Genomic DNA, 20,487 nt, shown 5'->3' with positions numbered 1-20,487 from the left:
CTTACGGCTTGACCTTGCGCCGCATGATGCCGTTGAGCACCACCACGACCACCGCGACGGCAATGGCGATGGTCTGGAACGTTTTTTCACTGATAGACCCGATGCTCTGCAGGTAAGACAGGCCAAACATCGTCGCCAGCACCACCAAGACAATCAGTATCGAATATTTCAAACGTTGCTTTTGCGTCATCACGACTTCCTGAATCTGAAGATTGTATTTACGGCCTTGCGCCGAACAGGGCGCGGTGGGCGTCTATGTTACAGACGATGAGAGGCTTTGGCTTGTTCGAGGCGGTGACCTCTGGCATTACGTGAGGCCGGGTAACTTTTCCATGTGCTACGGACACGAAGGCATACACAGTGCAAGCAGCACAGGCGGAACTTGCGCGGGCCTTTTCCGCAACCAACGGGGGTGCCTGGGGAACAGGGAACCTCCCAAAGACAGGCGCTTTTTCTTGATATGTCTGGAAAAGGTACCCGCATATGAACAGTCTTTCATCCGCTCCTGCACTGCACCTCAACCCTCAGCGTATTTCACCGCCCCTCTACCCTCAGACAACTCCATTGCAGCCGCTGGCCAGTGTTCAATCCGCAGCCATCGCACAACAGGCCCCATCGAGCGCCGCGCCTGCCGGAGGTGCCCTGGCGAACGCGTTGGCAGACCGTCACAACCTCAGGACGCTGGGCCAACAGCTCAACGAAACCGCGAAGAACCTTGGGCCGCAGGCGACGCCCCAGGCCGTGCGCACGGCGCTGAAAACCAGCACGATGCAAGCACATCCTGCATCCGCTTTTCCCCCACCGGGAGACTCCCCTCTCACGCTTGAAGCCTTCATCACCGCATATGGCTTGAGCCTACCCACTGACCACTTCAGCCTCGTCGCCCTAGCCGATGCGGTGCTCGACAGGGCTCGGGAGCATCCCTTGGGCAACTTCGGCGGCAGCTTGTCGTGGCCGCTTGAACTCAGCGTACAGGCGCAGCGCACCGTGCTGGCGAGCGCCAGGGACTACGCCATGCGCCACCCAAACCCGCCGCGCATGGGGCCGAGTCTGGGAATTCTGGAATACCTGAACAGCAACCAGCCGCTCAGCGCCCAGGCCATGGATGATCCGGCCAATGCGCTGGAAACCCTCCTGAGCACGCCACGCGCTCAAGCCATGGGGCAAGCGCTGCAGACTCAGCTCAACGGCATCGCCACCGCCACCAGCGCAAGCGACTATGTGTTGGCAGCCATAAATCTGGTACTGGACCCGCAATCCCTCGACGCACCCGCGTGGAACAAGGTGGCCGATTTCGACCTGACGCAAACCGAGCATTGGGGCAAACCGGCGTCGGCGATACGCGATGGGTTGAGCGCCCATTTGGTCGAGCAAGGCGATGCCACACCTGCCATGGCAAAAGTTGCCGCTCACCTGTTACTGGCCAGAAAGGCCCCCGAGTTGTTGATCAAAGACATCCCCGCCAGCGTCACCTACGGCAGCCCGGCCTGGGTCAGCCTGTCGGTCGCGGCGGCCACGATTGAAGCGCAGACGCCGGGCAAGGTGCCCAACATGACCTTTACCCAAGTCATGATGGAGGCCGAAAGCGCCGGTCTGCAGGACCTGACCGTCACCCGACAAGCCCAATCCGATGCCTTGCGGGTCTGGGGGCTGGTCAGCGGCACGTTGTCGGCGCAAGAAGCTGACCGTTACGGCCCCGCGGATAAGCAGAAGGTCCGCAGCGCGTTCAATGCGCAGGCCAACGAACGCCTAGAAGCCTCGGTGCAAATCGACACCGAAATCCCAAGCCGTCGCGCGATTGCCCTGGCCAAGCTCAAGGAGCGGTTTGGTGAAGACGTGCCATTTGAAGAAAAACTGCTGACGGTCAAAGCCACTACCCAGCCCCATGACGAGCCGCTGTATAACCCCAATCGCGCCCCGGCCGGCCGCCATTCGCTGCTGGATATCGCCATGAGCGGGCTGCACGCCTACCAGTGGGAAAGCGAAGACCCGCGTGTGATCGAGGCCACCCGGGGCAAATCCCTGGCGTTTGACGTCAACAGTGTGTTCAACGAGCAGTTCGCCCACGCCGTCGATCTGCGCAAAAAGGGCATTGCCACAACGGTCAAGCAGCTGATCGCTCGGCTGCCTTTAGAAGACAGGCAAACTCTGGAATACGCAAAACTGGAGTTCTACCAGAACCCGACCTATAGGCTGAGCACCGGCTTCACCGGTCGCACCCTTGAGCGCAAAAACCCCAAGCTGCTGATCAAAGCCACAAGCGCTGATGGCGAAAAGGTCTACGAAATTGACTTGAAACAGGGCGCTATCAGCCGGGTCCGCGACACGGTGTTGACCCAACCAAGGCCGCGTAACGGCAGCCTGGTGTATCCGATAGAGCCTTTCACCCCCGCCCACGTCAGCCAATCGGCTCTGGACTTGAACAAGGGCGTGAGCACTCCGCTACCCATCCCCGCCAGCTTTTCAAGCGCGCGAACCCAGGCCATTGCGGACGTATTCGTCGAACATCTGGACATAGATGGCGAGGATGCGGTCAAGCGCGCCAAAGGCACCACCCGCCACGATCAGCACGTGGAAAACGAGTGGAAGCTGGCCGATTTTTTTCTCGACCTTGTGCCGCTGCGCTCGGCCATCGTGAACTTTCGTGACGGCAATTACCTGGAAGGGACGTTCGATCTGGGCATGGATATTTTCGGTTTCGTCACCGGCGCTGCCGGGGCCGCCAGCAGGGTCACCAAGGTCGCGGCCAGCGCGGTGAACACGACCCGCAAAGCTGCGAAGATGGCAAAGATTCTCGGAACCACCGTCGTCAGTGAATTGAACCCATTGAGCGGGCTGGGCAGCCTGGTTGAGGAAGGCTCGCGGCTGATCGGTAATGGGGGCAAACGCGTCAGGGGCGCAAGCGGCGGGTACGACTTGACCAAGCGGGTCAGCGCCGAACACGGGCCGGTCACGTATGGCACTTTCAAAATCGACGACCACGTCTATGAAGCCGATACCATTGTGTCCAACGGTCAGCGCTACGCGTACGACCCGGCCAAAGCCACGCCTTACGGCCCTCCCCTGGAAGGCTTCAACCCCCTGGACACCCTGGCTCCCGTGCACCCGCCCAAACATTTCCACGGCCATCGGAATAACCTGGTGGGCACCGATGGGCGCCCTGTGCGGCCGCGAAAACCTTTGCCCTCGGGTGACTATGTGGAAAGCATGCGAGGCAGGCTGGAAGCCGACCATTTCAAGCCGGACACCAAGGCAGAGACCGTGCGACGGTTCAACGAACAGATGGCTGAGTATTACGAGGCAATCGACCAAAACGGCCTGCCACCTCGCCCTGCCATTCCACAGGTGCCCAAGCAGGTCCCCGCATCCGAGCTGCTGACGGAAACCCTCAAGGTCTCGCCCGGTGTGGTATTGGGTGAGTCCCACAGTCAGATGGCAAGTTTCAGGGTGCTTTACGACAACGTCACTACCCTCAAGAGCGCCGGTGTCACGAAGGTCTATTTCGAAGGATTGATCGATATGCCCCAAGGGTTGATGGACGACGGCATCGGCCTCCTCGGTCGATCCCGGCAACCGCGCACCCACCCGACCTTCGAGCAACTGTGCAAAAAGCTGAAGGCCCACGGCATCGAAGTCTTACCCCTTGATCACTACTACCTGACGCGCCACAAAGATCTACGCGGCGTCAACCTGGCCACCACGGCGGGCAACGGCTCAACGACCCGGCTACGTGAGTTCAACTATTACGCCGCAGAAACCATCCAGGCCAACTCCGGGACGGAAAAGTGGGTGGCGCTGGTCGGCAATGCGCACATGAACACCAGCGAAGGCATCCCGGGTCTCGCGGAGTTGACGGGCAGCATCGGCGTTGGTGTTTCTAACAACTCCCACGTGAAGTCACAGATCGGCTTGAAGGTCAAAGGCCATACCCCCGACCCCGCCCTTCCCCTGCGCCCCGAGGATGCGCCCGGCGACTTGCAGATTTTCGTCAAACCGTAGAAAACGCACACGCCCCAGCCTGCCGAAAAATCAGGCTGGGCCCCCATCAATCACCCCAAGCCAAGGGGCTGACGCTGCAAACCGGTGTCAGGCGCAGCGCACAGTTCCACTAGCCAATCCACAAAGACCCGTACCCGCAACGATAACTGGCGATGGGGCGGGTACAGCGCGGTCAGAGCCATTTTCGGCACTGGCCAATGTGGCAGCACCTCCACCAGGCATCCCTCGGCCAGTTGTCGCATCGCATGGTAATGGGGCGCCTGAATCAAGCCGTAACCGGCCTCGCATGCGGCAAAGTAGCCGTCGGAACTGTTGACCGCGACGCGCCTGGGCAGGTCGAACGGGCGCACTTGGCCGTCAATCAGAAATTCCAGACCGAAGCGCTTGCCGCTGACGCTGGAGACGTACTCGACCATGTGATGGCGCGCCAGGTCGTCCAGATCGGCGGGCATGCCCATACGCTCAAGGTAGGCGGGGCTTGCCAGAGTCAACTGGTCCATCTGCGCCAGGGGCCGTGCCACCAGGGATTCGTCCAGAGCCAGGCCACCGCGCAGCACGCAGTCCACGCCCTCGCGGATCAAGTCTACCGGGCGGTCGTTCAAGCCGATGTCCAGTTCGATCTGCGGGTAACGCGCGGTAAAGGCCGGCAGTGCGGGGATCACGATCAAGCGGCCGATGCCCGAGGGCATGTCCACGCTCAAGGTGCCGCGCGGGTTCTGACGGCGGGTGGAAAACACCGCTTCGGTTTCTTCCAGGTCTGACAGCAACTGCACACAGCGCTGGTAGTACGCGGTGCCGTCCGGGGTGGGACTAACCTGCCGCGTGGTGCGCTGCAACAGTTGCACCCCCAGGTGCGCTTCCAGTTGTTTGATCAGGATGGTCACCGAGGCGCGGGGCAGTTGCAGGCTGTCGGCGGCTTTGGCGAAGCCGCCCAGTTCGACGATACGGGTGAACACACGCATGGCGTTGAAACGATCCAAGGGGTGGCTCCGTGCGGATTATTTAGAAATTACAAACAGTGATAGTGCTTTTAGCCGCTTTATCTCGGTTTTGTCGAGGATAACAATGAAGTCCTTCCCAACTCAGGAGTCCCACAAATGCACACTCGTCAACTTGGCACACACGGTCCCCTCGTCTCTGCCATCGGCCTTGGCTGCATGGGCATGAGCGATTTCTACAGCCCCGGCAGCGACACCCGCGAAGCCATCGCCACCCTGCACCGCGCCCTGGAACTGGGGATCAACTTCTTCGATACCGCCGATATGTACGGCCCGCACACCAACGAGCAATTACTGGGCAAGGCATTCGCCGGCAAGCGCGACCAAGTGTTCCTGGCCAGCAAATTCGGCATCATCCGCGACCCGGCCACCCCTGCCTCGCGCGGTGTGGACGGCAGCCCCGAGTACATCCGCGCGTCCATCGACGGCACTTTGCAGCGCCTGGGCGTCGACACCCTGGACCTGTACTACCAGCACCGCATCGACCCGCAGGTGAGCATCGAGGAAAGCGTCGGCGCCATGGCCGAGCTGGTCAAACAGGGCAAGGTGCGTTACCTGGGCCTGAGCGAAGCGTCGGCCGCCACCCTGGAGCGTGCGCATAAGGTCCACCCGATCAGCGCCCTGCAAAGCGAGTACTCGCTGTGGAGCCGCGACCAGGAAAGCAACGGCTGTCTCGCCGCCTGCCAGCGCCTGGGGATTGCCTTCGTGCCTTATAGCCCGCTGGGTCGCGGTTTTCTCACCGGCACGCTGCAAAGCCCGGATGACTTCAGCGCAGATGACTACCGCCGCTCCAACCCGCGTTTCCAAGGGGACAACTTCGCGAAGAATCTGCAATTGGTCGAGCGCGTGCGCAGCCTGGCCGCCGATAAGGGCGTAAGCGCCGGGCAACTGGCCTTGGCCTGGGTATTGGCCCAAGGGGACTACATCATCCCGATCCCAGGCACCAAACAGCGCAAATACCTGGAAGAAAACGCAGCGGCGGTGTCCATCGTGCTCAGCCCATCCGAGCTGTCAGCCCTGGATGGGATTTTTCCGGCCGACGCCACTGCCGGTCTGCGCTACCCAGAGGCGGTGATGGCGATGCTGGAGATCTGACATAAACAGCGAGGCCCGCCAAGCCTCGCTGCTTGCGCACGCAGATATTGGCACCCTCGTACCTAAAGCCTGCCCTACTCAAGCCGATACCCCTACGAAGCTCCAACAAAGCCGCGTCGACAATAAACGCTTCGTAAGGACGATCCCATGCCCCCACTGCGCTCCATCCAAGCCCGCTATACCCTGTTTCTAGTGTTGTTCGTCCTAGTGTTATTCGTGTTGACCATCGTTGGCATCGGCCAGTTGGTCGCGCCGACATTGCGCCACACCGAAGAGCAGGTGGTGCTCAACCGCATCGACGAGGTGGCGAAAACCATCCAGGGCGAGCTGAACAAGGTTCAGGCCCAGCAACGCAGCATCACCCAGACCATCCCGCTGCTGGACAGCGATGCCATCGACAAGGTCTTGCCTGGCCTGGTCGACCAGTACGGTGAGCTGAAAGTGTTCGGCGGCGGTATCTGGCCGCTGCCAAACCAGCGCACCCCGGGGCGCAACAAGCACAGCACGTTCTGGCACCGTGATGCCTCGGGCAAGCTGATGGTCAATACCTTCTGGAACAGCGACCCGGCCCCCAACTATTACGACCAGAGCTGGTACAAGGGCGGCCTGGCCTCGCCGCGTGGCCAATGCGCCTGGGCCGCGGCTTACAAGGACGACGCCAGCCAAGAGCCACGCACTAACTGCGCCATGGCGATCCAGCGCGATGGCGCGGCCTATGGCGTGGCCACGATTGACGTCACCCTCGGTTTCTTCAACGAGCTGGTGGCCAGCAAGGAAAAAGACATCGGCGGGCAGATGCTGATCGTCGAAGGCGACGGCAAGATCATCAGCAACAGCACGCGCCTGAACAGCCCGGTGGTGTTGAAAAACATCAGCGAACTGACTGCTTCCTCAGCCTTCGCCACCCAGGTCAGCAAAGCCCTGGCCCATCGCGACCAAGGCTTGCAGCGCAGCGAGTTCGATAACGGCGGCGTGGCCAGCACCTTCTATATGCGCCCAATCGAGGGTACGCCGTGGTTCCTCGCCACCGCCCTGCCCACCTCGTTGATCACCGCGCAGCGCGATGACGTACTCGGCACTTTGGCCCTGCTGCAAATCCCCATGGTATTGCTGCTGGTGCTGCTGGCCGCGTATGCGATCCGCAAACTGGTGCAGCGCATGAAGACGCTGAAAGCCAATATCGACGCACTGTCCACCGGCGATGCCGACCTGACGCGGCGCATCACCATCCGCGCCGAAGACGAACTGGGCGCCATCGGCCATTCCGTAAACCGCTTTATCGTCTACCTGCAAAACATGATCGGCGAAGTGACCCAGGCCACCGCAGCCATGTCCACAGGGCTTGAGCGATTGCAGCAGACTTCGGCACAGACCAACCAGATCCTGGTGCGTCATGCCTCGGAAACCGATCAGACCGTCACGGCCATCACTGAGATGAGTTCCACTGCCGAGACCGTGGCACAGAACGCCGCCGAAACCGCCGCGTTCACCCAGCGCGCCAACGAACACGCCGACCGCTCGCGCGTGGTGGTGGGAGAAGCGTCCAGCAGCGTCGGCGCGTTGATCGGCGAGGTCGCCAGCGCCACCCACACGGTGGAGAACATGCGCCAGGACGCCGCGCGCATCACCGAAACCCTTGAAGTGATCGGCGCGATTGCCGGCCAGACCAACCTGCTGGCGCTCAACGCGGCCATCGAAGCAGCGCGGGCCGGCGAGCAAGGCCGTGGTTTTGCGGTAGTGGCCGACGAGGTGCGGGCCCTGGCCGCGCGCACCCAGGCCAGCACCTCCCAGATCAACGAGATGCTCGCTCGATTGACCACGGGGGTGAGTTCCTCAGTCACCGCCATGGAAAATACCCAGTCCAGCTGCCAATCGGCGGCGGACGCCACGGCGCGGGTCAACACCGGCCTGGATGAAATGGCCGGTTCCGTCGGCCATATCCACAGCCTCAGCACCCAGATCGCCACCGCCGCCGAACAGCAAAGCGCGGTGACCGAGGAGATCAACCGCAGCATGGTGCAGATCCGACAAATGGTCGAAGACCTGGTGCAGAGCGGTCACGCCACCGAAAACAATACTCAGAGCCTGCTGGAAGCCAATGGCCGGGTTATCAGCCTGATGAGTCGCTTCAAAGTCCGTTGAAACAGCGTTTGAGAACTCCCGTGCAAAGCACGGGAGTCAGACTATTCTGACAGTTCGAGATACTTCTTCCCGCCACACAGGAGGTGTGTCATGCGCGCTGTCGAGCAGTCGGTCCGCTTGGAGCGGATCAGTCAGGAACGCTTTATCAATGCCCCCCTTGAAACTGTCTATGACTACGTAACCCAACCGGACCGCTGGCACGAATGGCACCCCACTTCCCTCGGTGCAGAGACCGGCACCAGCGGCTCTTTGGGTGCCGGTTCACGCTTTACCGAGATGATCGACTTGCTTGGCGTACGCGTCCCCATGAGCTACCGCGTGCAGATCGCCCGACGCCCCGACGAATTCAAATGCGTGTTCACCTCCCTGGTCGTTGACGGCTCGATCCACTACTTCCTGCAACCGTTTCGCGACGGCACGCTGTTTAAACGGGTGCTGACCTACGAAACCGAATTGCAACTGGCGACCTTGCACGAGCGCATGCACGAACTGTCGGCCATCGCCCTGGACCGTCTGAAGCAGCGCCTGGAACATCCGCCCTTTGTATAATTTAGAAACATTACACTGTCGTCCCGTCCGTAAAAGCGCGGAGAATGCCGGGCTTATCGCCCCGATTGGATGAGACTCCGATGAAAACCCCACTGCGATTGGCCCTGCTGTCCGCCCTCTTCACCACTACCCTGGCCCAAGCCGCCGACCTGATCCCCATCGATGTACACCGTGACGCCAACTGCGGCTGTTGCAAAAAGTGGATCAGCCATCTGGAAAACAATGGGTTCAAGGTCAATGACCATGTCGAAACCGATATGAGCGCCGTCAAACAACGCCTCGGCGTGGCGCCGCGCCTGAACTCGTGCCACACCGCCGTGATCGACGGCAAGTTCGTTGAGGGCCATGTGCCCGCCGAGCAGGTGCTGGCGCTGCGCAAGCGCGACGACCTGCTAGGCGTTGCCGCACCGGGCATGCCCATGGGCTCGCCGGGCATGGAAATGGACGGACATGCCGATGCCTACCAGATCATCGGACTGCGCCGTGACGGCACGGATGAGGTGGTGGCCGATTACCCGGCACACTAATCGGTGCTGATGGGTTACCTGGGGCTGTTCGTCGCCGCGTTCGGTGCGGCGACGCTGCTGCCCCTGCAATCGGAAGCCGTGCTGGTGGGCCTGCTGCTCAGCGGCCACTACAGCGTGTGGTGGTTGTTGGCGGTCGCCACCCTGGGCAATGTACTGGGCTCGCTGGTCAATTGGTGGCTGGGCCGCTGGGTGGAGCATTTCAAACAGCGGCGCTGGTTTCCGGTCAACGAGCGGCAACTGCAAACGGCCCGTCGCCACTACGCACGCTGGGGGCACTGGACCCTGCTGCTCAGTTGGGTGCCGATCATCGGCGACCCGCTGACCCTGGTGGCCGGTGTGATGCGCGAACCGCTGTGGCGTTTTCTGGTGGTGGTCACTTTGGCCAAAGGTCTGCGCTATGGCGTGCTGGCGGCAATTACCTTGCAGTGGGTGTTAATCCCGCGTTAATCCTCTCGCAACAGCATCCCAAAACCTGTTTCAGGAGATGACACCATGCCGCCAAACCGCGTCCTTTATATCGCCGGCCTGTTCATGGCCAGCAGCGTCCCCGCCCTCGCCGCAACTTACGGCCCCGAGTTACAAGGCTTTCAATACCCCTATCCGCTTGCGCATTTCAGCTTTGAATCCCAAGGCAAAACCCTGCAAATGGGCTACATGGACGTGCCGGCCAGCGGCAAGCCCAACGGGCGCAGCGTGGTGCTGATGCACGGCAAGAACTTCTGCGCGGCCACTTGGGAAGGCTCGATCAAGGCCCTGAGCGACGCCGGTTACCGCGTGATCGCCCCGGACCAGATCGGCTTTTGTACCTCCAGCAAGCCGGAGCATTACCAGTACAGCTTCCAGCAGTTGGCGCTCAACACCCATCAACTGCTGGAAAAACTCGGCATCCCCAAGGCCACCCTGCTCGGCCACTCCACCGGCGGCATGCTCGCCACCCGGTATGCGCTGATGTACCCCGCGCAGACCGAGCAACTGGCTTTGGTCAACCCCATCGGCCTGGAAGACTGGAAAGCCCTCGGCGTGCCGTACCTGAGTGTTGATCAGTGGTACCAACGTGAGCTGAAAGTCAGCGCCGAAAGCATCCGCCAGTACCAGCTCAACACTTATTACGTCGGGCGCTGGAAGCCGGAATACGAGCGTTGGGTCGATATGTACGCCGGCTTGAGCAACGGCCCCGGGCATAAACGGGTCGCGTGGAACTCGGCGCTGATCTACGACATGATTTATTCCCAGCCGGTGTATTACGAATTCAAAGACGTACAGGTGCCGACCCTGCTATTGATCGGCACCGCCGATAACACCGCGATCAATAAGGCGATGGCGCCGCCCGAGGTCAAGGCCAAACTCGGCAACTACGCCGTGCTGGGCAAGCAGGTCGCCAAGCTGATGCCCCACGCTACCCTGGTCGAATTCCCTGGCTTGGGGCACGCGCCGCAAATGGAAGAACCGGCGCGGTTTCATCAAGCGTTGTTGCAGGGCTTGAACGCCCTTTAATCCAACATTCGGAGGCACGCGTAAATGGCGCTACAGATCGCTGTGATTGATGACTGGCAGCAAGTCGCCGCTGGCGTGGTGGATTGGTCGGCCCTGGCAACCGTGGGCCAGGTGCATTTCCTCCACGATTACCCGGCGGATACCACGACCCTGATCGAGCGCTTGCAAGGGTTCGAAGTGATTTGCGTAATGCGCGAACGCACGGTGTTCGACAAAGCCCTGCTGCAAGGCCTGCCGCGCCTCAAGCTGCTGGTGACCGGCGGCATGCGCAATGCCGCTCTTGATATCGGCGCCGCCCAGGCCCTGGGCATCCAGGTGTGCGGCACCGACAGCTATAAACACGCCGCACCGGAACTGACCTGGGCGCTGATCATGGCCTGCACCCGCAACCTGCTGGCCGAAGCCAATGCCCTGCGCGCCGGGGGTTGGCAGTTGGGTCTGGGTGGCGACTTGCACGGCAAGACCCTGGGGATTCTCGGGCTGGGCAGCATCGGCCAGAAGGTCGCCGGGTTCGGCCAGGCGTTCGGCATGCGCGTGATCGCCTGGAGCCAGAACCTCACGCCGGAACGCGCCGCTGCGGCGGGAGTGACCTGGGTCAGCAAGCAGCAGTTGTTTGAGCAGGCCGATATCCTCAGCGTCCATCTGGTGCTCAGCGAACGTAGCCGGGGGTTGGTGGATGCCCAAGCCTTGGCCTGGATGAAGCCGAGCGCGCGCCTCGTCAACACCGCACGCGGGCCGATCGTCGATGAACAGGCCCTGATCCAGGCATTGCAATCCGGCCGCTTAGCCGGCGCAGCACTGGATGTATATGGCCAGGAGCCACTTCCCGTCGATCACCCTTTCCGGCACCTGCCCAATGTGCTGGCCACACCGCATGTGGGTTATGTCAGCGAGCAGAACTACCGGCAGTTTTATGGGCAAATGATTGAAGACATCATCGCCTGGGCCGGGGGCGCGCCAATACGGTTGCTGGGTTGACTGCGTCGTGGAGCGAGCAGGCCTGTGCAGCGCTCCCCAATGGTGCACAGGGTGCATCAGATAGGTCGCAGGTCCCTTCTTGGGGCGACGATGTCGCCCAGTGCAGGGCAAGCCTGCTCACCACTGAATGAGTGCGGTATTGCCTGGGGCAAACAAGTGCAAAGTGACATCACTCTCGTCGGCCGCCAACGGTTTTTCCGCATCGCATAAGGTTACAAGTTTTTTGTCCTACAAAATTCATGTAGAAACCCTACGCTGTCTGGGATCTGTCCTAGACTGATGACCGATGGGTCCCTTCCAAAACAAAAACCCCGCGAAAAAAATCTAAACTTTCCAACTCTGCCATTGGTCAGGTTTAGGTAAGGCGCGCCAGTGCGGTTTACGCCGGTTGCCGTCTATCCAACTTTTTAACGCTAACCGTGCAACTGGCATACGCCTTGCCAGATTTGTCATGCGCTTGTGCGCCTGGCCGCAGGATGCGGTCATCGGAGCTAATGGCAGCGGGCCATTAGCCGACCAACACGTGGAGAGAACTATGATCAGTGCCGCAGTAAGTATTCAGGGAGAGCGTGTTAGTCAGCCAGTTGGCGGGTCGACCTCTTTGGTCGACCTCAACACGGTGCGGCCGGTGTCCAGTTTCAACCCCAATCGAAAGAAAGTACTGTTTGTAACCTCGGAATTCGCCGATCTGGTGAAGACCGGCGGCCTGGGCGACGTATCCGCCGCCCTGCCTCGCGCCATGGCGCATCTGCATGATGTGCGCGTGTTGATCCCCGGTTACCCGCAGGTGATGGAAAGCGATAACCCGATCCATATCATCGGCGAATTGGGTGGCCACGCCGCGCTGCCGCCGTGCAAGATCGGGCGCATGGACCTCAAGGATGGCCTGGTCATCTACGTGTTGATCTGCCCCGAGCTCTATGAGCGCGAGGGCACGCCTTACGGCGCCAACAACGGTCGCGACTGGCCTGACAACCATATCCGTTTCGCCCGCCTGGGCCTGGCCGCCGCCGATATCGCCGCCAACCTGGCGCAGATCCACTGGTGCCCGGACCTGGTGCACGCCCACGACTGGCCCGCTGGCCTGGCCCCGGCGTACATGCACTGGCGTGGTTCACGCACGCCGACGCTGTTCACCATTCATAACCTGGCCTACCAGGGCGTGGTCAGTCTGGCTTCCACGCCGGAGCTGGGGATTCCGCCCCACGCACTGCAGCAGGAAGGCATGGAGTTCTACGGCAAGATGTCGTTCCTCAAGGCCGGCATGGCGTACTCCAGCCACATCACCACGGTGAGTGCCACTTACGCTCAGGAAATCACCACCCCCGAATTCGGCTGCGGCCTCGACGGTTTCCTCGCCGCCAAGACCCAGCAAGGCTTGCTCAGCGGCATTCCCAACGGCATTGATGAGAGCTGGGAAACGTCCACCGACACGCACCTGACCCACAACTTCAATATCGGTGACTGGGAAGGCAAAGCGATCAACGCCGCCCATGTGCGCAATCTGTTCGGGCTGCACGACTCCACCGGCCCGCTGTTCGCCGTGGTTTCGCGCTTGGTGTACCAGAAGGGTCTGGACCTTACCGAAGCGGTTGCCAGCTTTATCGTCGAGAACGGTGGCCAGATCGCGATTATTGGGCGCGGCGAGCCGGAAGAAGAACAGGCCATGCGCGAGCTGGCCCTGCGTTTCCCCGGCCAGATCGGCGTGCGCATCGGCTTTAACGAAACCGACGCACGGCGCATGTTCGCCGGCAGCGATTTCCTGCTGATGCCATCGCGTTACGAGCCATGCGGCCTGAGCCAGATGTACGCGCAGCGCTTCGGCTCACTGCCGGTGGCGCGCAACACCGGTGGGCTGGCGGACACCATCGAAGACGGCGTCACTGGGTTCCTGTTCAACGAATCCACGGTGGACAGCTACAAAGCCGCCCTCACCCGCGCCTTCAACGTGTTCGCCTACCCCGGCCTGCTCAACGCCATGCGCTGCCGCGCCATGACCCAGCCGTTCAACTGGACCCAGGCGGTCGAACCCTACGCCGAGCTTTACGAACAACTGGTGGCCAAGGCCCTGGGGAAATCAGCTAAATAATCAAGGGAGGTCTCTATAGATGCCGTTACGGACTCTGGAAACCTGGCCCCACGGCGCAATCATGCTGGACGCGCAACACACGCGTTTCGCCTTGTGGGCGCCAGACGCGTTTTATGTCAGCGTTGAATTGGAAAACGGTAAATCCATCGCCATGCTGCCCCAGGCCGATGGATGGTTCGAAGTTGAACTCAAGTGCCCGGCGGGCACCCGGTATCGCTACAACATCGACGGGGAGCAGGATGTGCCCGATCCAGCGTCCAGGGCCCAGGCCTCGGACGTTCATGGTTGGAGCCTGGTGGTCGACCCGCTGGCCTACCACTGGCGCCAGCCCAACTGGCAAGGCCGCCCCTGGCACGAGGCGGTGATCTACGAATTGCACGTCGGCGCCCTGGGGGGGTACGCCAACGTCGAGCAACACCTGCCGCGCCTGGCCGAGATGGGCGTGACCGCCATTGAACTGATGCCCTTGGCGCAGTTCCCTGGCGAACGTAACTGGGGCTATGACGGCGTACTGCCGTATGCCCCGCACTCGTCCTACGGCACCCCGGAACAACTCAAACACCTGATCGACAGCGCCCACGAACACGGCCTGGCGGTGATCCTCGACGTGGTCTACAACCACTTCGGCCCCGATGGCAACTATCTGGGGCAGTACGCGGCAAGTTTCTTCCAGGAAGACGTGCACACCCCGTGGGGCGCTGGCATTGATTTCGAGCGCCGTGAAGTGCGGGATTTCTTTCTTGATAACGCCTTGATGTGGTTGCTCGAATACCGTTTCGACGGCCTGCGCCTGGACGCCGTGCACGCCATCGACAACCCCGGTTTCTTGCAGGAACTGGCGCAGCGCGTGCGCCAGCAGGTCGATACCGGCCGTCATGTGTGGCTGGTGCTGGAAAACGAACTGAACCAGGCCAGCCTGCTCAAGCACGACTTCGATGCGCAGTGGAATGACGACTTCCACAACGTGTTGCACGTCCTGCTGACCGGCGAAACCGATGCCTACTACAGCGACTTTGCCCAAGACCCTACCGCCAAACTGGCAAGGTGCCTGGGTGAAGGATTTATCTACCAGGGCGACACCACTCGCCATGGCCATGCCCGCGGCGAGCCGAGCGGTGGTCTGCCGCCGACTGCTTTTGTTGCGTTTCTGCAAAACCACGACCAGATCGGCAATCGCGCCCTCGGCGAACGTCTGCACCAGCTTTGCCCGCCCCAGGCGCTCAAGGCCGCGACCGCCCTGCTGCTGCTGTCGCCAATGATTCCGTTGATGTTTATGGGCGACGAAGCCAACGCCGCCGAGCCGTTCCTGTTCTTCACCGACCATCACGGCGAGCTGGCCGAAGCGGTGCGTGAAGGTCGGCGCAATGAATTTGCCGACTTTGCCGCGTTCCAGGACCCTGAACGCCGCGAACACATCCCGGACCCGAATGCGCTGTCGACCTTGCAACAGTCCATGCCAACCCTGGCCGACCAAGACCACGTGGCGTTTTACCGCGAGCTGTTAAGCCTGCGTCATCGCCATATCGTCCCGCACCTGCCTGGCAGTGTGGCGCTGGGTGCCCAGGTACTTGGCGACGCAGCGGTCAGCGCGCGTTGGCGTCTGGGTAACGGCAGTGTGTTGCAGATCGATCTGAACCTCAGTGCCACTGCCTTGGAACATTCCACGCCGCCGCACCCGATTATTTTTGAAACGCCCGCCGGCGACGGCACACGCCTGCCGCCGTACAGCGCACGCGTCACCCTATCCCCTGCTGGAGAACACCCTTGAGCGAAGCGAAACTGGAAATCCTCGCCAGCCGCGCGGGCCTGGCCGTCGATTGGATCGACGCCAACGGCCGTCCGCAACACGTACAACCCGACGCCCTGCGCGCGGTGCTCAAAGGTCTTGGCCACCCGGCCGACACTGATGCAGAAATCGAAGCCAGCCTGGTCGAACTGGAACAGGCCCAGCAGAGCATACATCTGCCGCCATTGTTGACCGTCGACAGCGGCGCGAGCTTGGATCTGGCGCGCTACTTCGAACCAGACACCCTGTGCCGCGTGCACTTGGAGCAAGGCGAAACCCTGGAGCTGCGGCTGGACGGCAACGCCGTGCTGCCCGGCGTGATTGCCTTGGGTTATCACCAAGTGCAGATCAACGACCAGACGTTCACCCTGGCCGTGGCCCCCACCCACTGCTACAGCGTGGCCGAAGCGGTGGACAGCCAACCCGCCCGCGCTTGGGGCATCAGTGCGCAGCTCTACGGCTTGCGCCGCCTTAACGATGGCGGTTTCGGCGACACCCTGGCCCTGGAACACCTGGCCCGCGCAGCCGCCGAGCGGGGCGCCGATGCCCTGGCCATCAGCCCGATGCACGCGATGTTCAGCGCCGACCCGCAGCGTTACAGCCCGTATTCGCCGTCGAGTCGGCTGTTTCTTAACAGCCTGTACGCTTCACCGGCTTGCATCCTCGGCGAGCGCGAAGTGCGCAATGCCATCGAAGCCCTGGGCATCGCCGATCAGTTGCACGACCTCGAACAGCTCGACCTGATCGACTGGCCTGCCGCCGCCCAGGCCAAGCAGCGTTTGCTGCGTGCGCTGTATGAAGATTTCCGCCACGGCCATCACCCGCAACATGCTGACTTCCTGAGTTTCCGTCAGACCGGCGGCGAGGCCCTGGAAAACCATTGCCGCTTCGAAGCAGTGCAAGCCATGCGCGCCGCCGCTGGTGAAAGCCTCGACTGGCGCCACTGGCCCGAAGAGTGGCGCACCCCGCAAAGCCCGGCATTGGCAAAATTTGCCGAGGAACACCGTGAGGAGATCGGCTTCTACGCCTTTGCCCAATGGCTGATCGCGCGGTGCCTGGAGCGCGCCCAACAAGCGGCCCGTGGCAGTGGCATGGGGGTTGGCCTGATCGCTGACCTGGCGGTGGGCGCCGACGGCGGCGGCAGCCAGGCCTGGAGTCGCCAGGACGAGTTGCTGGCCGACCTCACAGTGGGGGCGCCGCCCGACATCCTCAACCGTGCTGGCCAGGGCTGGGGGATTTCCGCGTTCTCCCCCGAGGGTCTCAAGCGCCATGGCTTCCGTGCGTTTATCGAAATGCTGCGGGCCAACTTCGCCCATGCCGGCGGCTTGCGCATCGACCATGTCATGGGCCTGCAACGCCTGTGGGTGATCCCCATGGACGCCTCGCCCAAAGAAGGTGCGTACCTGTATTACCCTGTGGACGACATGCTGCGTCTGCTTGCGCTGGAGTCCCATCGTCACCAGGCCATTGTGCTAGGCGAAGACTTGGGCACCGTGCCGGACGGCCTACGCGAAAAACTCATCGGCCGCTCCATACTCGGTATGCGCGTGCTGCTGTTCGAACAAGGCCACGATGGCCAGTTCAAGCCGATTCTCGACTGGCCCGACAACGCCCTCGCCACCACCAGCACCCACGACCTGCCGACCCTCAACGGTTGGTGGCACAGCCGCGACATCGACTGGAATATCCAGCTCGGCCTGATCGACGCGCCCACCGTGGAGCAATGGAGCGAACATCGCCTGCGCGAACGCCAGGCGCTGCGCCAAGCCCTTAGCCAGGACCCGCAGAACTTCGTCGATGAGATCCGCAACGAAACCGACCATATGATCGACGCCAGCGTGCGCTACCTGGGCCACACCCGCGCGCCGCTGGTGCTGTTGCCGCTGGAGGATGCCCTGGGCATCGAAGAACAAGCCAACCTGCCCGGCACCACCGATACCCATCCCAATTGGCGCCGCCGCCTGCCGGGCGAGGCCGCGAGCCTGCTCGACAACGCCGACGCCGCGCGCCGCCTCGAACTGCTGGCGGTCGCGCGTAACCAAGCCTATGAGCGTGACCGATGAAAGCACTGCCCTTGCGCGCCACTCAGCGCCTGCAATTCCATAAAGGTTTCACCCTGGACGACGCGGTGCCGCTGGTGCCGTATTTTGCCCAACTGGGTATCAGCCACCTGTATGCCTCGCCGTTGCTCAGCGCGCGCGCCGGCTCCATGCACGGTTACGACGTGGTCGACCCGACCCGGGTGAACCCTGAACTGGGCGGTGAGGACGCGTTGCGCCGCCTGGTCGCGGCCCTGCGTGAACACGACATGGGCCTGATCCTGGATATCGTTTCTAACCACATGGCCGTGGGCGGCGCCGATAACCCTTGGTGGCTGGACCTGCTGGAATGGGGGCGTCTGAGCCCCTACAGCGAATTTTTCGATATCCAGTGGCACTCTCCCGACCCGCTGCTCAAAGGCCAATTGCTGATGCCGTTCCTGGGCAGCGACTACGGCGAAGCCCTGCAAAGCGGCACCTTGACCCTGCACTTCGATGCTGACCACGGATCGTTCTACGTCGAGCATTACGAACATCGCTTCCCGATCTGCCCACGGGATTACGCGTTGATCCTGGGCAACGACGAACCGCTCAAACCACTGGCGGACCGTTTCGCTGCCCTGGCCTATCAGGACGATGCCTACGCCGAAGCCGCCTGGCTCAAACAGGCCCTGGCCGAGCGCGCCACCGAGGTACTGCCGGCCATTGAGCAGCGCTTGGCCCAGTTTGACGGTCGCCAAGCCGAGGGCTTCGAACGCCTGCATCAACTCTTAGAGCAGCAAGCCTATCGCCTGGCCAGCTGGCGCACGGCGGCGGACGATATCAACTGGCGGCGCTTCTTCGACGTCAATGAATTGGGCGGCCTGCGCGTAGAGCGCAGCGCGGTGTTCGAAGCCACCCATGGCAAGATTTTCGAGCTGATCAGCCAAGGCCTGGTGGATGGCCTGCGCATCGACCATATCGATGGCCTGGCCGACCCGCGCGGTTATTGCCGCAAGCTGCGCCGCCGGGTCGATACGTTGTCCCCCGAGCGGCACCTGCCGTTTTTTGTCGAGAAGATCCTCGGCGAAGGCGAAACCCTGCGCGAAGACTGGCAAGTGGACGGCACCACGGGCTACGAATTCATGAATCAGCTGTCGCTGTTGCAGCACCAGCCCGAAGGCTTTGAGCCCCTGGCCGAGCTGTGGACGCGCCTGAGCGAGCGGCCTTCGGCCTTTATCGAAGAGGCCCGCCTGGCGCGCCAACAGATCCTCAACGGCTCCCTGGGCGGCGATTTCGAAAGCGTGGCCCAGGCGCTGCTGCAAGTGGCGCGCGACGACGTGATGACCCGCGACCTGACCCTCGGCGCCATCCGCCGTGCATTGCAGGAGTTGATCGTGCACTTCCCGGTGTACCGCACCTACATCAGCGCCCGTGGCCGTAGCGCCGCCGATGACAAGGTGTTCCAACAGGCCATGGACGGCGCGCGCAGCACGTTGAGCGAAGGCGACTGGCCAGTGCTCGACCACCTGCAAAAATGGCTCGGCGGCCAGCCTTGGCGTGATCGCCCAGTGGGGCGCGAGCGCAAGATTCTCAAACATGCCTGCGTGCGCTTCCAGCAGCTCACTTCCCCGGCCGCCGCCAAGGCCGTGGAAGACACCGCGTTCTATCGCTCGGCGGTGCTGCTGTCGCGTAACGATGTGGGTTTCAGCACCGAGCAATTCAGTGCGCCGTTGGCCGACTTCCATCAGGTCAACCAACAGCGCCTGCTGGCGTTCCCGGACAACCTGCTGGCCACCGCGACCCATGACCACAAACGCGGCGAAGACACCCGCGCGCGCCTGGCGGTGCTCAGTGAATGCGCGCCGTGGTATGTGGCTCAAGTTGAACAGTGGCGTAGTCTGGCCGCCCCGCTGCGCGACGATGCCTGCGCGCCGTCGGCCGGTGATGAGCTGATCCTCTATCAAGTGCTGGTGGGCAGTTGGCCGCTGGATCTGGACCCTGGCGCGTCGCTGGAGACTTACCAGCAACGCCTGTGGCAGTGGCAGCAAAAAGCCCTGCGCGAAGCCAAGTTGCAAAGCAGCTGGAGCGCGCCCAACGAAGCTTATGAACAAGCGGTCGAAGCCTTCCTGTCGCGCCTGCTGTTGATCGAAGCCGGTCGCCCGTTGCGCACCGCGATTGCCGCCGCAGCCCAAGCCATCGCTCCGGCCGGCGCCCTGAATGGACTGGCGCAAACCTTGCTTCGCATGACGGTGCCGGGTGTACCGGACTTGTACCAGGGCGCCGAGTTCTGGGACTTCAGCCTGGTGGACCCGGACAACCGTCGTCCGGTGGACTTCAACGCACGGCAACAAGCGCTGAACACCCCGCCGGGCACCGATCAACTGCTGACCCACTGGCACGACGGGCGCATCAAACAGGCGTTGATTGCCCAGGTGTTGGGCTTGCGCAGCGCCCAGCCCGAACTGTTCCGCCACGGCAGCTACACACCGCTGGAGGTACTCGGTCAACACGCCGACCGCGTGGTTGCATTCAGCCGCGAACACCAGGGCAAACAGCTGGTGGTGGTGGTACCACGCTGGTCCCATGCGCTGCTTGAAAACGGTGTGCAGCCTCTGATTCCTGCGCAGGTTTGGGGCGATACCCGGGTGAAATTACCGTTCGCCGCGTCAACGCAAAACTGGAAGGGACTTTTTCAAACAGGCGCAGTCACACCAAACAAGGAGCTGTTGATCAGCACTGCCCTGGGGGAATTCCCGGTCAATGTCTTTATCAATTCTGATGATCAAGAAAGCTGAACATTTTCTGTGAG

14 protein-coding genes and 1 pseudogene are annotated in these 20,487 nt (G+C 62.0%); 13 read left to right on the top strand and 2 right to left on the bottom strand.

The window, feature by feature from the left end:
• Position 1: 1 nt before the first annotated feature.
• Complete coding sequence (locus K1567_RS02555; RefSeq protein WP_034098077.1) at positions 2 to 190, bottom strand: hypothetical protein; 189 nt, start codon at positions 188 to 190, stop codon at positions 2 to 4.
• Between the two features lie 293 nt (positions 191 to 483).
• On the opposite strand from K1567_RS02555, the gene K1567_RS02550 reads away from it, so the two are divergent.
• The gene (locus K1567_RS02550; RefSeq protein WP_220698088.1) at positions 484 to 3,999 is read left to right on the top strand and encodes a membrane-targeted effector domain-containing toxin; all 3,516 of its coding nucleotides are present in this window, start codon (positions 484 to 486) and stop codon (positions 3,997 to 3,999) included.
• A 50-nt stretch (positions 4,000 to 4,049) separates the two neighbouring features.
• On the opposite strand, the gene K1567_RS02545 is transcribed toward K1567_RS02550, so the two are convergent.
• Entirely contained in the window at positions 4,050 to 4,979 is a 930-nt protein-coding gene (locus K1567_RS02545) for a LysR family transcriptional regulator (protein WP_169867763.1), read from the bottom strand.
• 117 nt (positions 4,980 to 5,096) lie between these two features.
• On the opposite strand from K1567_RS02545, the gene K1567_RS02540 reads away from it, so the two are divergent.
• The 12 genes and pseudogenes from K1567_RS02540 (at position 5,097) to K1567_RS02490 (ending at position 20,473) form a co-directional block, all read left to right on the top strand.
• Positions 5,097 to 6,092 (top strand): aldo/keto reductase, encoded by a 996-nt coding sequence (locus K1567_RS02540; protein WP_220698087.1) that lies wholly within the window; start codon positions 5,097 to 5,099, stop codon positions 6,090 to 6,092.
• A 147-nt stretch (positions 6,093 to 6,239) separates the two neighbouring features.
• Positions 6,240 to 7,373 (top strand): annotated as a pseudogene (locus K1567_RS27855) (cache and HAMP domain-containing protein); the annotation flags it as partial.
• A 15-nt stretch (positions 7,374 to 7,388) separates the two neighbouring features.
• Complete coding sequence (locus tag K1567_RS27850) at positions 7,389 to 8,234, top strand: methyl-accepting chemotaxis protein (RefSeq protein WP_371918464.1); 846 nt, start codon at positions 7,389 to 7,391, stop codon at positions 8,232 to 8,234.
• 90 nt (positions 8,235 to 8,324) lie between these two features.
• Positions 8,325 to 8,783, top strand: a complete 459-nt coding sequence (locus K1567_RS02530; protein WP_169867760.1) for an SRPBCC family protein — start codon at positions 8,325 to 8,327, stop codon at positions 8,781 to 8,783.
• An 80-nt stretch (positions 8,784 to 8,863) separates the two neighbouring features.
• The gene (locus tag K1567_RS02525) at positions 8,864 to 9,310 is read left to right on the top strand and encodes a DUF411 domain-containing protein (protein WP_169867759.1); all 447 of its coding nucleotides are present in this window, start codon (positions 8,864 to 8,866) and stop codon (positions 9,308 to 9,310) included.
• 3 nt (positions 9,311 to 9,313) lie between these two features.
• The gene (locus K1567_RS02520) at positions 9,314 to 9,757 is read left to right on the top strand and encodes a YqaA family protein (protein ID WP_169902629.1); all 444 of its coding nucleotides are present in this window, start codon (positions 9,314 to 9,316) and stop codon (positions 9,755 to 9,757) included.
• A gap of 45 nt (positions 9,758 to 9,802) precedes the next feature.
• On the top strand, positions 9,803 to 10,804 hold the full coding sequence (locus K1567_RS02515; RefSeq protein ID WP_034098088.1) for an alpha/beta fold hydrolase: 1,002 nt from the start codon (positions 9,803 to 9,805) through the stop codon (positions 10,802 to 10,804).
• A 24-nt stretch (positions 10,805 to 10,828) separates the two neighbouring features.
• Entirely contained in the window at positions 10,829 to 11,782 is a 954-nt protein-coding gene (locus tag K1567_RS02510; RefSeq protein WP_034113832.1) for a D-2-hydroxyacid dehydrogenase family protein, read from the top strand.
• A 535-nt stretch (positions 11,783 to 12,317) separates the two neighbouring features.
• Positions 12,318 to 13,871: a glycogen synthase GlgA gene (glgA, locus tag K1567_RS02505; protein WP_080758739.1), complete on the top strand. Its 1,554-nt coding sequence runs from the start codon at positions 12,318 to 12,320 to the stop codon at positions 13,869 to 13,871.
• 19 nt (positions 13,872 to 13,890) lie between these two features.
• Positions 13,891 to 15,639 carry a malto-oligosyltrehalose trehalohydrolase gene (gene treZ / locus K1567_RS02500; RefSeq protein WP_034113834.1) on the top strand — a complete coding sequence of 583 codons (1,749 nt, stop codon included), beginning with the start codon at positions 13,891 to 13,893 and terminating at the stop codon, positions 15,637 to 15,639.
• On the top strand, positions 15,636 to 17,720 hold the full coding sequence (gene malQ, locus K1567_RS02495; RefSeq protein WP_220698086.1) for a 4-alpha-glucanotransferase: 2,085 nt from the start codon (positions 15,636 to 15,638) through the stop codon (positions 17,718 to 17,720). Before treZ ends, malQ begins: the two co-directional genes overlap by 4 nt.
• Entirely contained in the window at positions 17,717 to 20,473 is a 2,757-nt protein-coding gene (locus K1567_RS02490) for a malto-oligosyltrehalose synthase (protein WP_220698085.1), read from the top strand. The genes malQ and K1567_RS02490 overlap by 4 nt, the downstream gene beginning before the upstream one ends.
• Positions 20,474 to 20,487 lie beyond the last annotated feature (14 nt).

Origin of the sequence: Pseudomonas sp. S5F11 (genome assembly GCF_019641515.1) — a bacterium.
GTDB lineage: Bacteria > Pseudomonadota > Gammaproteobacteria > Pseudomonadales > Pseudomonadaceae > Aquipseudomonas > Aquipseudomonas rhodesiae.
This window is presented reverse-complemented; position numbering and strand designations above follow the sequence as displayed.

What these genes read in the sequence shown, in the direction of transcription:
- K1567_RS02555 (WP_034098077.1), bottom strand. Translation starts at nt 190, where the DNA reads ATGACGCAAAAGCAACGTTTGAAATATTCGATACTGATTGTCTTGGTG.
- K1567_RS02550 (WP_220698088.1), top strand. Translation starts at nt 484, where the DNA reads ATGAACAGTCTTTCATCCGCTCCTGCACTGCACCTCAACCCTCAGCGT.
- K1567_RS02540 (WP_220698087.1), top strand. Translation starts at nt 5,097, where the DNA reads ATGCACACTCGTCAACTTGGCACACACGGTCCCCTCGTCTCTGCCATC.
- K1567_RS27850 (WP_371918464.1), top strand. Translation starts at nt 7,389, where the DNA reads ATGATCGGCGAAGTGACCCAGGCCACCGCAGCCATGTCCACAGGGCTT.
- K1567_RS02530 (WP_169867760.1), top strand. Translation starts at nt 8,325, where the DNA reads ATGCGCGCTGTCGAGCAGTCGGTCCGCTTGGAGCGGATCAGTCAGGAA.
- K1567_RS02525 (WP_169867759.1), top strand. Translation starts at nt 8,864, where the DNA reads ATGAAAACCCCACTGCGATTGGCCCTGCTGTCCGCCCTCTTCACCACT.
- K1567_RS02515 (WP_034098088.1), top strand. Translation starts at nt 9,803, where the DNA reads ATGCCGCCAAACCGCGTCCTTTATATCGCCGGCCTGTTCATGGCCAGC.
- K1567_RS02510 (WP_034113832.1), top strand. Translation starts at nt 10,829, where the DNA reads ATGGCGCTACAGATCGCTGTGATTGATGACTGGCAGCAAGTCGCCGCT.
- glgA (WP_080758739.1), top strand. Translation starts at nt 12,318, where the DNA reads ATGATCAGTGCCGCAGTAAGTATTCAGGGAGAGCGTGTTAGTCAGCCA.
- treZ (WP_034113834.1), top strand. Translation starts at nt 13,891, where the DNA reads ATGCCGTTACGGACTCTGGAAACCTGGCCCCACGGCGCAATCATGCTG.
- K1567_RS02490 (WP_220698085.1), top strand. Translation starts at nt 17,717, where the DNA reads ATGAAAGCACTGCCCTTGCGCGCCACTCAGCGCCTGCAATTCCATAAA.